This is a genomic window from Cohnella herbarum (assembly GCF_012849095.1).
Lineage (GTDB): Bacteria > Bacillota > Bacilli > Paenibacillales > Paenibacillaceae > Cohnella > Cohnella herbarum.
The window spans coordinates 8,125,345-8,138,302 of sequence record NZ_CP051680.1 but is presented as its reverse complement, the minus strand read 5'-3'; the positions used below and the strand labels follow the sequence as shown (position 1 = coordinate 8,138,302).

The following is a 12,958-nucleotide window of genomic DNA, read 5'->3' as shown; positions in this document are numbered from 1 at the left end:
GATGTTTTTCTATCCTAACCCTTTACTGCCCCGGAAGTAACCCCGGAGATGAAAGGTTTGGTAGCGACGACAAAAAGCAGTAGCAGCGGGATCGAAGAAATAATATACCCCGCGAGTTTAACCCCGACGCCTTGGTCCATGTTCCCCGTTATCGTGCTGAGCGCGAGGATGACCGGTTTAACGGCATCGCCGTTCGTTGCGACAAGCGGCCAAATATAGTTGTTCCAGCCGGCCAAGAAATTGATGATAGCGACGGTCGCGATTATCGGCAGAGAGAGCGGAATGATTATTTTGAGAAAAATTTGCCGCTCGCCCGCGCCTTCCATGTCCGCCGCTTCGATCAAGCTTTTCGGAATCCCTTCGAAGAAGGTTTTCATCAGGAAGGTCGCCATCGCGGCTCCGAAAGCCATCGGGGGAAAAATCTGACCTTGATACGTATTCAACATGTCCAGCTTCTGAACGAGCAAAAACTGGGGAATGAGGATCAAGTAACCGGGAATCATCATGAGCGAAAGAATAAGAACGAAGAACAATTGCTTACCCGGATAGTTAAACCTGACGAACGAATAGGCGGCTAACGAAGAGATCAGCACGACTCCGACGACGATCGCGGAAGAAATCAACACCGTATTGCCGATGAAAGGTGCGATTTGTTTGAAGGCCGCCGAGTAGTTATCGAAATGAATGGGGAACGAGATGCCCCAGAAATTATGAATCGCTTGCTCCGTGTATTTAACCGAGCTGACGATGAGCATATAAAACGGGAAAAGCGTCAACGCTAGCAAGAGAGCTAGAGAACCGTAATGGGGCAATGCCAATAGCTTCCTGTTCATATCATTTTCACCTTCTTAGTCGATTTTATCTGTGTTTTTCACGAACTTATTGTTAATCAAAGTCAGCAACAGCAAAATAATGAACAGCACGAGCCCAATCGCGGACGCATATCCCATCTCGCTGTAAGAAAATCCTTTGGTGTACAGATACAATGCAGGAGATATCGTCGTATCCCCCGGTCCGCCGTTCGTTAACACGAGAATGTTCTCGAAGCTTTGAATTTGCTGGATGATCGTGAGCACCATGACGAGTTTAACCTGGCTGCGCACGAGAGGAAGCTCCAAGCGAATAAATCGCTGCCACGCGTTCATTCCGTCCAGCTTTGCAACCTCGAACAGTTCGCTAGAAATCGACATCAGACCCGCCAAGTACAGTAGGAACGTAATTCCCCCGATCCAAGGAAAGTTAACGAAGATGATGGACCAGATCGCCGTTTTGCTTTCTCCGAGCCACGCATGAGTCCAAGAATCGAGCCCGATCGCTTCGAGAAATTGATTAAGCACGCCGTATTCCCCCGCGAAGATCCACTGCCAAGTCAGGTAAATGACGATGCTCGGAATGACCAAAGGGATAACGAACCATACCTTGAGCATGTTCTGCAGCTTCATGTTCTTCACATGGAAGACGAGAACCGCGGCAATGAGCGGCACCGTCAGCTGAATGAGTATCCCGCTCACCGTGAATATCCCGATATTTTTCAAAGACGTATAGAACGTGTCGTCTTGGAACAAGCGAATGAAATTGTCAAATCCGATGAAATCCTTGACGTTCGCGCCGTTCCAGTCGTAGAACGACATCTTCACCGCGTTGAAGAACGGAATGTATTTGAAGGTCCCGAGAACGAGGAATATGGGAATGAGGAAAGCGTATCCTTTCCAGTGCTTGCGGAAAAATCCTGCCGTGTTTGTCATGTCGTGCCCTCCAATCGATACTCTAAACTTTAAGTGAAACCGTTTTAGGAGTATAGGACGCGATCTTTTTTCATGAGGGGGTACATTTTTTTGCGGAGCGGGCAACTCGTTCTTTCATGAAAAGTTGTGATATACTAGTCCGTAATTTTAAGAGGCAGGATGCAACCGAGACAAAGGATGAGGACAGATGAAAGTACTTGTGGTGGACGATCAAAGGTTATCGCGTGCTGGGATCATCAAGATGATCGAATGGGATCGTCTTGGTTTGCGGCTCGCGGGAGAGTGCGCGAACGGGCATGAAGCGCTGGAAGCGATGAGCGAGCTGGAGGTCGACGTCGTCATTACGGACGTGAGAATGCCGGTGTTGGACGGGCTTCAGCTCATCGAGAAAGCGAAGGAATTATATCCCCACGTCGCTTTCCTCGTCATTAGCGGGTTCGACGACTTTGCTTACGTGCGTAAGTCCATCCAGCTTTCGGTGGCGGATTATTTGCTGAAGCCGGTGGATAAGCTTGAACTCAACGCGCTGATGAAGGATTTGATCGAGAAAACCCAAGGCGCCAGAAACAAAGCCGCGGACCATCTTTACAACACCCGCGAACAATTTTTCCGTCTCTTGCTTGAAGGCGCTTACGACGAGGAAGAAAGCATGCTTGAGGATTGGTCCGACATACGTCTTCCAGAAGGGGAAGATCATTTCGTCGCTTCGATGTTCGAATGCGAGATGGATAGAAGGAAGCTGTTCGGAGAATTTCAATTTCTGGCTAACCGATGCGAAATCTTCCTGCTGCGGACAAGAGATCATACCTACACGCTTATCGCGGTCGGTTCGACGGAAGACATGGGCGAACTCCTCTCCATTCTTCGTACGATGCTTTCCGATCGGAGCGTCTATCGGCTGGCGGGTATCGGAACCGTCGTCAAAGGGATCGACCGGTTGAGAGAATCCGTTGCCAAAGCTTACGAGGCCTATACGCTTCAAGCCAGTTTACCCGAAGGATCGGCGCCTTCGTCTTTGGGTAACGACGATTCGGAAATATCGGAATCCGTTGAAATCCCTTTGAACGCGGCATGGGAGCGGGAATGGTTCATCTTGATGAAGCAAGGGAATCGTACGGCGATCTTGGACAAGCTTAACGATCTTAGTCATTATCCTACCTCTTCGACGATGAGCCAGGACTGGATCGACAGCATCTTCCCCTATGTCCTGCTTAGGGGAGCCAAAGAGATGTTCGAAGCCGGTTTGACGAACGAACGAGATTACCTGGAAGCGTTCCGAATCGCTAAGAACCTCCCTCACGTAGCCGGAATGCTGTCCAAGCGGGACATCGTAGCCGATTATTTCAATCGTTGCCTAGATGCCGAGCCCCAAGCGCAAGCCGAGAAAATCAAGGATGCGCTGGAGAAAGCCAAAGCGTTCGTCGACGCTAATTTCGAACAACCGATCAATCTAACCGACCTCGCGCTTACCTCTTACATGAGCCCGGGTTATTTCAGCACTTTATTCCGGCAGCATACCGGCCGAAACTTCCTGGAATATTTGACTCAACTGAGAATGGAGCACGCGAAACGGCTGATCGAAGGCAATCCGAACGGTAAAATCGGGGATATCGCGATTCAATGCGGGTATCAGGATCTCAAGCATTTCCGCAAGCTGTTCAAACGATATACGGGCGTTACCCCTCTCCAGTATAAGGAGGATGCCGCCGTTGATTAAGAGCAAGCTGACTAGCTGGAATAGCAGCTTGCAGAACAAGCTGTTGTTTTCCTATTCTTTGGTCATCCTCATTCCTTTGTTAATCCTTGGCAGTATTCTATACATGACGACCATAAGCGTCACGCAAACGCAGACGCAAGAAAACCGGCTACTGGAGATGAAGCTGCTTTCGCAGAACCTCCAAGAATATTTCAACTCCCTCGAGCTGTACAGCCGGGTCATCTATACGGGAGAAATTCAGCAATTGCTGAATAAAGGCCTGCCTACCGATATCATCGAACAGACGCGCTGGAAGTCCAGCTTATTCCAACAATTTGCCGAATGGTACGGCTATATGGGGATCAAGAGCGAAATCCACAACGTCACGATCGTCACGAAGGACGGGACGATGATTCAGAGAGACCCTCTCTACATCGGAGAGACTTTCGCCGATCAACCTTGGTATACGCAAGCGTTAGCCCTGCAAGGGGAAGTGCAGGTCGCCGGCCCCTTCAAGCGTTCGTACTTCATTCCTTCGTCATCCGCTTCGCCTTATACGTTTTCTCTGGTCAGGAAAATCAACAATACGACAGGTAACGCCAATCTTGGCGGAATCGTCATCGATATTAGCGTTATGGACATCTATCGGCTGCTAAGCGGCTTGAAATTGACCAACGTCATTATTCTGAACGGTGACAACGAAATCGTCTACAGCAGCGCTATTGAACGAATCGGGCTAAAATGGGCCGAAGGCGGCGGCATACACGGAAATTCGTCGGGATGGATGGATATCGAGGGTCGGCGCATGTTCGTCAGCTCTACCTATTCGGACGTCACGGGTTGGCGCTTCGTTACTCTCGATCCGCTAAGCAGCATTCAAAGCAATTCCAACAAATACCGGGATATCACGATCGGCATCGGGTTCTTCGCCCTGATCATCGCCCTTGTCATCTCGAATTATGTATCCAGGCGGATTACGCAACCGATCAGGACTCTCCAAGAGAAAATGAAAAAGGTGCAAGCCGGCGATTTCAACATTCAATTGGACGTTCAAAGCACCGACGAAGTCGGACAATTAACCCGAAGCTTCAACCGGATGACCGAAGAAATCCATACGCTCGTTCACCATGTATACAAATCGGAGATTACCCGAAAGGAAGCCCAGCTTAAGGCGCTTCATTCGCAGATCAACCCGCATTTCTTGTACAACACGCTCGATTCCATGAATGCGATCGCCGTCATCGAAGAGGTTCCGTTGCTTTCCCGGATGGCCAAGATGTTATCCGAAATGTTTCGTTACAGCATCTCGTCAGGCGAGCAAGTGGTACCCTTGCGAGAGGAATTGAAGCAGGTCGTTCGATATGTGGAAATCCAACAAATCCGCTACGACGATAAGTTCAGCTTGATCGTCTCCATCCCAGAGCATCTACTCGCATACCGGATCCCGAAGCTGACGTTGCAGCCTATCGTCGAGAACGCGATATACCACGGACTAGAAATGATTCCCGGCGAAGGACGCATCGAGATTTCCGGCTACGAGACGGACGATTATACGGTGATCGAAGTGTCCGACAACGGTCAGGGCATTACGCCTGACGAACTTGCGGACATTCAACGACACTTGCGGCACCGCGAAACCAAGTCCGTCTCGGAACATATCGGACTGGCCAACGTGCAGGAAAGAATCGAGCTTCATTACGGCCCGGATTGCGGAATTTCACTGAAAAGCGAACATGGCAAAGGAACTACGGTCACTTACAAGCTTCCGAAAATCGAAAAAGACGCAACCTCGTGAGAGCAGCTCTTGCTGCTTTCCGGGTTGCGTCTTTTTCGATCGTCCATCGTATAAGGGCGCTTAACCGATTTTCTCCAACTTGAATACGGCCGTGTTCGCGCCAACGATCGTTCCATTACCGTTCGTGAATTGTCTAGGACAAAGTTCGTACATGCTGTCTATCGTCTCTTGGCGATCGTAACCGATTTGTTCGAGGATAGAAGCCACGATAATCGGCCACTTGTCTTCAGAGCCATCCATCACTTTAAGGGCGAAAGCCATCTTCTCTTTTCGAAGACCGAAACAATAAACGCCCTTGGCTCCGCCTTTAGCCACGATATTGGAATCCTTGAGCAACGTCGAGCAAATAAGCCCCGTCCCGGACACCATCTCGAAATTGTCGTTCATCAGCTTTCCGATCTGCTCGACGGCAGAACGCGTCGCGAGATCCTCGATCAGTTCCGGACAAGCGAACTTCAGATAGGCTTTGGCCATATTGTGAAGCGGCAGTCCGAACACCGGGAAACCGCAACCGTCGATCGCGACTACGATCCGTTCCGCCGGGTATTCGGCAAGCAAGGATAGCGTTGCCAAAATTTCTTGCTGCGCGGGATGATTCGGATCCGCGTAATTCTCCGTGCTGTAGCCCTTGCTCTTGCAATATGCCAAGATGCCCAGGTGTTTGCCCGAGCAGTTATGGTAAAGGTGACGTTCGGGCTTGCCTTGCGCGACAAGTTCGTGCCTAGCGTCCGCATTCAGCGGATAAGTCGAATGGCACACCAGTTCGTTCTCGTCGATTCCGATCTTGCCGAGCATAGACTCCAGCGCTTGAACTTGATACGGCTCGGCGCGATGGGATGCGGTCATGATCGTAAGCTCTTTGTCGCTAAACGGATAACGCTCGTCGATCCGATGACGGAAAGAAGGGATCGCTTGGATCGGCTTGGCTGCCGATCGCATATGAGTTACGTGCTCGGGATTCCCGAACCGGTACAGAACGTCTCCCGAGTAGGAAATTCCGCAAATATGTCCTTCGTATTCGCACTCGACCAGTTCTCCTCTTGACTCTTGCACCAACAATTTATTCATCCGAATACCCTCCATCTATGTTGAATCTAGTTGTAACGACTAGTGATCGCGGCGGCCGCTTGCAGTTTATTCGGATCGATCGGTTCAAGCGCTCGGCCGTTCACTCTCACTCCCGTGCCCATATGAACTTCCGCGACTTTCGTCTGCTTAATGAATTCATCCAACGATTCCACGTTAAGTCCGCTGCCGGCCAAGATCTCGATAGATTGTCCTTCGCATAACTTTACCAACTCCGCGATCTCAGGTTTCGCGTCCAGAACGCTGGGTTTGCCGCCCGAGGTCAGAACTCTACGGATCGTCGGATACCGGCTCAACAGTTGCAGCGCCGCGTGCCGATCTTCGAGCTCATCGAACGCGCGATGGAACGTAACGGGCAAAGTCCCCGTTTCGCTAAGCAGCATCTCCAATGCCCTCTCGTCAATCCGGTTGTCCAGCGTCAGCATCCCCATCACGAAACCCGCGGCTCCGCACGCCTGAATGGCCCGAACATCGCGTCTCATGACCGCTAAGTCGTCCGCGTCGTAGACGAAGCTGTTCGCATGAGGACGCAGCATCACGTTAACGGGAATGTCGACCGCCTTCACGACCTCTTTAACCAACCCGTAACTAGGCGTTACTCCGCCTTCGACGATGCCGGAGATGAGCTCTATTCGGTTAGCTCCATTTTCCTGAGCCAATCTGGCATCCCTTACGCTTGTTGCAATTACTTCTAGGATCATTTCGGAAGCCTCCCCATTAATAAAAGCACGGAATTTAAGATAACAGAAATCGAATGCTTCGTCCAATAGAGATAGCGTATTTGCCTTATGCCTATCGAGCATTCGTAATAGACCAAGAACCCCGTCAGTCGCATGAACGGGGTTTGATTTGAGAGTTCGATTATTTTCGGAAAGCGACTTTAAAGTCGTTCATTACTTTTCTCTGCCGCTCGATATAATTCCACACCCAGAACACTAGCGCAAAGGATGCCAATAAATATAACACGGGCACGACAAGGTTTACCGCTCCCAACAGAAAAGCGAATACGAGAAGCAAACCGTTGAACAAATGGTTGATGGCCGTATGCGCGTTGCTGGGGATGAGATCCGTAGCGTTCTTGTCGTAATACCGATGCGCGTATCGGATTGCCTGAATCGCGAAAGGAACGGATAGAAAAGCAAAGTAAAGCGTTAACGGTCCGTAGCCGAGCAGCGGCAAAATACCGATGATCGCGTAGCCGGCTATGAATCCGGCGATCAATACGTTTTTAGCTTGTTTTTTGCCGAGACGCACGACCAGCGTTTTCTTATCCGACTTCGCGTCGGATTCCGCGTCCGGGAACTGGTTGATTAACAGGACGTTGCTTATGAATAGCGCGACGGGAAGCGAGATCAGCAACGCCTGCATCGAGTAGTGGCCCGTTTGCACGTAGAACGCTCCCATGGTCATGAATACGCCGTAAGTCGTTGCGATAAGGAACTCGGCGATACCCGGAGCCATATTGATGAACGAGAATTTCCCCTTGTTGTTCGTATAGAATAAACCGGCAATGATTCCGTATAAGATAAGCGGGATCAATCCCCAACCGCTAACGGCGACTAAATAAATCCCGATCAAAGCGGCGCCGATCGATAATGCCAACCCGAAGAAACACATGTCCGCCCGCGAGATCAATCCGAGCTGGATCATCCTGGAACCGCCCGTGAACGGCCGGATTCCGGTTCGATTTTCGCCGTCCCGTTCCGCGTCTTTCCAATCGTTGATCATATTCGTACCTGCCTGAATCATGATTGCCCCGAATAAGGTCAAAATAAAGTGAAGCACGTTAAACTCCGCCGATCCTGACAAAGCCAACGCCCCGCCTAATAAAATCGGCACTAACGCCGCGGTCAGCGACAACGGGCGAACGGCCTCTTTCCAAGCCCGCGCCTTCGCTCTCACGTCGTCCCACACGCTCACCTTTTCCCGGTTTTCTTCGAAATCGAACACCGTCGGGGGTTCGCCCTGCAGAATTTCCGGCACATAGCGATATTTGACCGTAAACGGCTTCACCCGAATAAATTCCAACCGATCGAGGGCTCCGATTTGATGAAATTGCCCAACGATCGGAGAACGGTTGACGAGCAGTTCGATCGCTTTGTTCCGATCCTTCTCTTCCTTCAACACTTCCGCCCGGCCGATGATTTCGCACTCCTCCATCTCCATGAAGGTGGCCCCTTGGTGGATGAGCATCGCGGTTTCCGGGATATTAATCCATTGAATGACCTTCGGATCGCCCTTCGTGCTCGTTAAGTAAAACTGGAACTCCTCGTCCGCGGCGAAATGCATCATCCTCTGGCGAGGCGATCCCATATTGGAAGTACCGACCGCGGCTACCTCCGCCCGGCTCAGATACTCGAGCACTTCCTGCCTGCTTCGTTGCGCCATTTATTCATATCCTCCTATCCCGTTCTTAGCTCAAAACTTCTTCTTTCTATTTTCCCGCGCGTGTACGCTATGCTTTCTCATTATACCACTCGAGCTTAAAACAGTAAGCTGGGGCTCGGCGGCGCTGCTTCATGCGATATAGTACCGTGTCGCGGTACTATTGGGCTCGGCGGCGCTGCTTCAAGAGAGATAGTACCGCGTCGCGGTACTATTGGGCTCAGCGGCGCTGCTTCTTGGGAAATATTACCGTATCGCGGTACTATTGGGCTCGGCGGCGCTGCTTCATGCGATATAGTACCGTGTCGCGGTACTATTGGGCTCGGCGGCGCTGCTTCAAGAGAGATAGTACCGCGTCGCGGTACTATTGGGCTCAGCGGCGCTGCTTCTTGGGAAATATTACCGTATCGCGGTACTATTGGGCTCGGCAGCGCAGCTTCTTGGGAAATAGTACCGCATCGCGGTTACTATTGGGCTCGGCGGCGCTGCTTCAAGAGAGATAGTACATCGTCGCGGTACTATTGGGCTCGGCGGCGCAGCTTCATGGGAATAGTACCGCATCGCGGTACTATTGGGCTCGGCGGCGCAGCTTCAAGATCTATATAATCCGTCAACTTCTAAAGCAAATCTTGCTCAATATCGAAGTCAACGCTTGTCCATCATTGTTAAGTATCTTATCTTCATCAGATGGTGGGTATAGGAGAGTTGGTGCACAGGATAGAGCTGAACGGTCAAATTGGTAGGATAGCGAGGGAAAGTGATGTAAGTCGCAGACATTCAGGCACAATCGCCCCATCTTCTTGCTCTGAGTCGGTGCTATAGCGTTACTTTTTGGTACTATTACCCTATCTTGCTCTGAGTCGGTGCTATAGCGTTACTTTTTGGCACTATTACCCCATCCATGCCCGAAGTCGGCTCTGTAGTGTTACTTTTTGGCACTATTACCCCATCCGTGCTCGTAGTTGGCTCTGTAGCGTTACTTTTTGGCACTATTGCACCAAAGGCTTCATTATTGCCGTCTATATCGTACCGCATCGCTGTGCTATTGGGCTCGGCGGCGCAGAATCAAGAAATATAATACCGCATTATTCGCTCTCGCAATAAAATGCAGAAAAATCACGGTTTGAACGGCTTGCGGCAATCATCCTCCAACCGGAATCCCCTCTTTCGTGCTGTTCTATAAGTATTACCCGGCGACTCCCGGGAAAGTTTGCTGCGGAATAAAAGAATTCAATAAACCAGCTTCCAAAAGCTCTAAGCAGGTACCCTCCCACCATTTTCCACACAACAAACCGCCTCGTTCTTTCGTAATAAGGTGTACGGCACCGAAACGAAAGGATGATGGCTCCAGCATGCTTAAAAAATTCGGTTCGATCGCGTTAACGGGATTGCTGCTCGCGCAGGCGGCTCCAATCCACGCGGCAGAGAAGAACGATCCGTCGGACGTCTATATGGACGGTAAGAAACTAGCGCTAACTACCGATCCCGTTATCGTGAACGGCAGCACTCTCGTTCCTATGCGCTCCTTATTCGAGGCGCACGGAATCGCAATCGATTGGGATAACGGAACTCAGACCGTGAATGCGACGAAACCCGGGATGAACTTTACATATCGTATCGGAGAAACGTCAGCGTACTTAAATAAAGATCGAATCCCGGTTTCCCAACCCGGGAGGATCCTTAACGGCTTTACTATGGTTCCTCTGAGGTTCATTAGCGAGACGCTCGGCGATCTCGTCCAATGGCACGCGTACTCCGGCGACATTACGATCTCGTCCTCGCGGGAGTATAAGAATACGGTCATTTACGGTGTGAATTTGAGAGTTTCACCCGATACCGCGTCGGATGCGCCCGTGACCCGGATGCTTGCCAAAGGAGAGAAGATTCAAGTTCTTCGAGCGATCGACGCGAATTGGTTGGAAGTGCGCACGCAGGACGATAAAATCGGTTTCGTCTCGGCCAAGCCCCAATACACCGATTACTCGAATGCTGAGTTGACCGAGCTTCGAGGGGATGAGCTGATCGCTTTCGGTGAGCGGTATTTGGGCGTTCCATACGAGTTCGGGGCGGATCCCGACCAAACGTTAACGTTCGATTGTTCCTCGTTCGTCCATCATGTGTTCAACGAAGTATTGTCCATCGACCTGCCGCGCGTTTCCTATAATCAAGCCAAGGAAGGAAAAGAAGTCGGATTGGACGAGCTCCGCAAAGGAGATTTGCTGTTTTTCGGCGCCCGGGGGCTTGAAATCGGACATGTCGGCATTTACGCGGGAGACAACCGGATTCTCCATACGTTCTCCAAGGATAAGGGCGTGCATGTCGCCGATTTCGACGAGAAGTGGAAAAAACGGTTCGTTACGGCTCGGCGGCTTTTTTAACGAGATGCTCGCTAAATAAGAAAAGAGCAGCAAGGTTCGCTGAAGCGAGCCCGTCTGCTCTTTTCTTCCTTATCGTCATTTCAGTTCTTAGAAATTCCCCAATGAAACTCCGGACGTCGTGGCATAAGCGGAATGGAGCGTGATTTTGTACGTTCCCGCCGGCTGGCCGTAGGCCAGATTGTACCAGCCTCCCGTCGATTGCGAAGGGTTAAGATATACGCTTGTGCTTGCTACGAATACGTCTCCCGAAGCCGTTACGCGATACAGATCCATATACATGGTCGTGGAAGTCGTATAGCTTTGGTTGGCTATTGCCGTACCTACTCTGATGTTTCCTGCGTTTAATGTTGCCGTCCATGAATTGGAGAATCCGGGAGACGTGACGTAAATCGTTGAAGAAGCCGACTGTCCCGTATTATTTTTGGCGACGATTTTAATCGCATGGGTCGTGCTCATCGAGCCCGAAATCGTGTAGGACGTGTTTGTCGTGTTGGCCACGAACGCGTTATCCTTGTAAATGTCGTAGTTGGTCGCGTTCGTCGAAGTCCATGAAAGATTGATATTGTAAAAAGGGCCGGTCGTATACGTAATTACCGGAGCGGTTGGAGTCGGATCGCAGCCCAATGTCGTTGCGATTGTCGAAGTGCTGGTATACCCGCTCTGGCCGCTGACAACATTGAAATTATACGTCGTGCAAGGGCTGAGCCCCGTAACGTTGATGCCATTCCCCGCCATTGTGGAATACAAGGACCCGTCCTTATAAACATAAACATAATTTTCCCCGGGCTGAAGCGTCCACGACAAGGTCAATGAATTGGATGTGACGTTCGTTACGTAAGCTCCTGTCGCAGCATTAGCCGACATCGCCGGAATCAGCAGCATAAGGGCAATAAAAGCGACTAGCCATTTCTTCGATTTCATGATCCGCACTTCCTTCTCAATTAGAGTTTTCGAGCCGTCATCGCACTGCCCGTTCGATCCGGTTAATTTGTGTCATCTTCCTCCTTTATAGATCATTTTTTCTTACAAGATAAGGTTATCACTCCATTTTATAGACAACAATCCCCCTTATTAATCTCGGTAAAAAAACACATTATCATCTTAGAAATACTCTCTGAAAAACGTTTTTCCTAATCATGGAGGAATCGAAAGAGTAACCCCCACCCTGTCGGGATGGAGGTCTTATCGTTATCCGACTCTTTAAGCTACTCCCGTTCGCTTGTTATTTCGATCGCAAACGAAAAGAACCCCGATCACGACAAGCGTGAGCGAGGTTCCCCTATATCTTAGATAAGGTTCAGAAAGTCGGGTCCAATATCAGCTTCATTCCCTCGATCTTCACTTGATCTTGGCGAATGACCCAATCCTTGAACTTCTCGTAGATTTCTTCCGAATAACCGAATAGCCGTTTCATCTCCAGAACGATCTCTTTCTCGTCGTCGCTATAATCGCCATCCGCGAATACGAGCAGAAGAATTTCCGCGAAGAAGACGTTCTTGATCTGCTCCTCCCGTATGCCGCCGATAATCTCGGAAAGCTCCCTCTTCGAAGGAAACGGGGTTACCTGCTTAGCGTCTTCCTCCATGCCCATCTCTATCCTGAAAGCCCGTAAATTCCGCGCTTCGTTCCCGCTTACGTAACCATCGGCTTTTGCGACGACTCGTGCCAATTCCAGAAAGGCTTCTTTATGTTCTTGCGACTGAAGAAAATGTAAAAACAATGCCGACAGCTCCTTTTGTATGAAAGTATGTTCGTAATCAATTCGACGCTTCGGGCTTTTTTCCTGTTTGGAAAACGAAATAGGGAGGATCGACAATAATAGTTAGATTTAGACCCGACATTTTAGCAAAATTCGCACATAAACTTATGTAAG

At 50.2% G+C, this 12,958-nt stretch carries 10 protein-coding genes; 3 read left to right on the top strand and 7 right to left on the bottom strand.

Features of this window, described 5'->3' with window-relative positions; genetic code table 11:
- Nucleotides 1-14: 14 nt before the first annotated feature.
- Both HH215_RS34190 and HH215_RS34185 read right to left on the bottom strand, forming a co-directional pair.
- A complete protein-coding gene (locus HH215_RS34190; RefSeq protein WP_169283991.1) occupies nt 15-833 on the bottom strand; it encodes a carbohydrate ABC transporter permease in 819 nt (272 codons plus the stop codon).
- Between the two features lie 15 nt (nt 834-848).
- On the bottom strand, nt 849-1,745 hold the full coding sequence (locus HH215_RS34185) for a carbohydrate ABC transporter permease (RefSeq protein WP_169283990.1): 897 nt from the start codon (nt 1,743-1,745) through the stop codon (nt 849-851).
- Nucleotides 1,746-1,932: 187 nt separating this feature from the next.
- Here HH215_RS34185 and HH215_RS34180 point away from each other — a divergent pair, with 187 nt between their 5' ends.
- Nucleotides 1,933-3,462 (top strand): response regulator, encoded by a 1,530-nt coding sequence (locus tag HH215_RS34180; protein ID WP_169283989.1) that lies wholly within the window; start codon nt 1,933-1,935, stop codon nt 3,460-3,462.
- On the top strand, nt 3,455-5,236 hold the full coding sequence (locus HH215_RS34175) for a cache domain-containing sensor histidine kinase (protein WP_169283988.1): 1,782 nt from the start codon (nt 3,455-3,457) through the stop codon (nt 5,234-5,236). The genes HH215_RS34180 and HH215_RS34175 overlap by 8 nt, the downstream gene beginning before the upstream one ends.
- Nucleotides 5,237-5,296: 60 nt before the next feature.
- On the opposite strand, the gene HH215_RS34170 is transcribed toward HH215_RS34175, so the two are convergent.
- The 3 genes from HH215_RS34170 to HH215_RS34160 form a co-directional block, all read right to left on the bottom strand.
- A complete protein-coding gene (locus tag HH215_RS34170) occupies nt 5,297-6,304 on the bottom strand; it encodes an asparaginase (protein ID WP_169283987.1) in 1,008 nt (335 codons plus the stop codon).
- Between the two features lie 26 nt (nt 6,305-6,330).
- Nucleotides 6,331-7,023, bottom strand: a complete 693-nt coding sequence (locus HH215_RS34165; protein ID WP_169283986.1) for a copper homeostasis protein CutC — start codon at nt 7,021-7,023, stop codon at nt 6,331-6,333.
- Nucleotides 7,024-7,183: 160 nt separating this feature from the next.
- Nucleotides 7,184-8,710, bottom strand: a complete 1,527-nt coding sequence (locus HH215_RS34160; protein ID WP_169283985.1) for a prenyltransferase — start codon at nt 8,708-8,710, stop codon at nt 7,184-7,186.
- Between the two features lie 1,349 nt (nt 8,711-10,059).
- Between HH215_RS34160 and HH215_RS34155 the strand changes: the two genes are divergently transcribed.
- The gene (locus HH215_RS34155; RefSeq protein ID WP_169283984.1) at nt 10,060-11,085 is read left to right on the top strand and encodes a C40 family peptidase; all 1,026 of its coding nucleotides are present in this window, start codon (nt 10,060-10,062) and stop codon (nt 11,083-11,085) included.
- Nucleotides 11,086-11,172: 87 nt separating this feature from the next.
- On the opposite strand, the gene HH215_RS34150 is transcribed toward HH215_RS34155, so the two are convergent.
- Together HH215_RS34150 and HH215_RS34145 are read right to left on the bottom strand one after the other, a co-directional pair.
- Nucleotides 11,173-12,006: a fibronectin type III domain-containing protein gene (locus HH215_RS34150; protein ID WP_169283983.1), complete on the bottom strand. Its 834-nt coding sequence runs from the start codon at nt 12,004-12,006 to the stop codon at nt 11,173-11,175.
- Nucleotides 12,007-12,382: 376 nt separating this feature from the next.
- A complete protein-coding gene (locus HH215_RS34145; protein ID WP_169283982.1) occupies nt 12,383-12,805 on the bottom strand; it encodes a tellurite resistance TerB family protein in 423 nt (140 codons plus the stop codon).
- Between the last annotated feature and the right edge of the window lie 153 nt (nt 12,806-12,958).

Excerpts from the sequence above, each read along its gene's own strand:
- HH215_RS34150 (WP_169283983.1), bottom strand. The coding sequence starts at position 12,006 with ATGAAATCGAAGAAATGGCTAGTCGCTTTTATTGCCCTTATGCTGCTG.
- HH215_RS34180 (WP_169283989.1), top strand. The coding sequence starts at position 1,933 with ATGAAAGTACTTGTGGTGGACGATCAAAGGTTATCGCGTGCTGGGATC.
- HH215_RS34165 (WP_169283986.1), bottom strand. The coding sequence starts at position 7,023 with ATGATCCTAGAAGTAATTGCAACAAGCGTAAGGGATGCCAGATTGGCT.
- HH215_RS34155 (WP_169283984.1), top strand. The coding sequence starts at position 10,060 with ATGCTTAAAAAATTCGGTTCGATCGCGTTAACGGGATTGCTGCTCGCG.
- HH215_RS34160 (WP_169283985.1), bottom strand. The coding sequence starts at position 8,710 with ATGGCGCAACGAAGCAGGCAGGAAGTGCTCGAGTATCTGAGCCGGGCG.
- HH215_RS34170 (WP_169283987.1), bottom strand. The coding sequence starts at position 6,304 with ATGAATAAATTGTTGGTGCAAGAGTCAAGAGGAGAACTGGTCGAGTGC.
- HH215_RS34185 (WP_169283990.1), bottom strand. The coding sequence starts at position 1,745 with ATGACAAACACGGCAGGATTTTTCCGCAAGCACTGGAAAGGATACGCT.
- HH215_RS34190 (WP_169283991.1), bottom strand. The coding sequence starts at position 833 with ATGAACAGGAAGCTATTGGCATTGCCCCATTACGGTTCTCTAGCTCTC.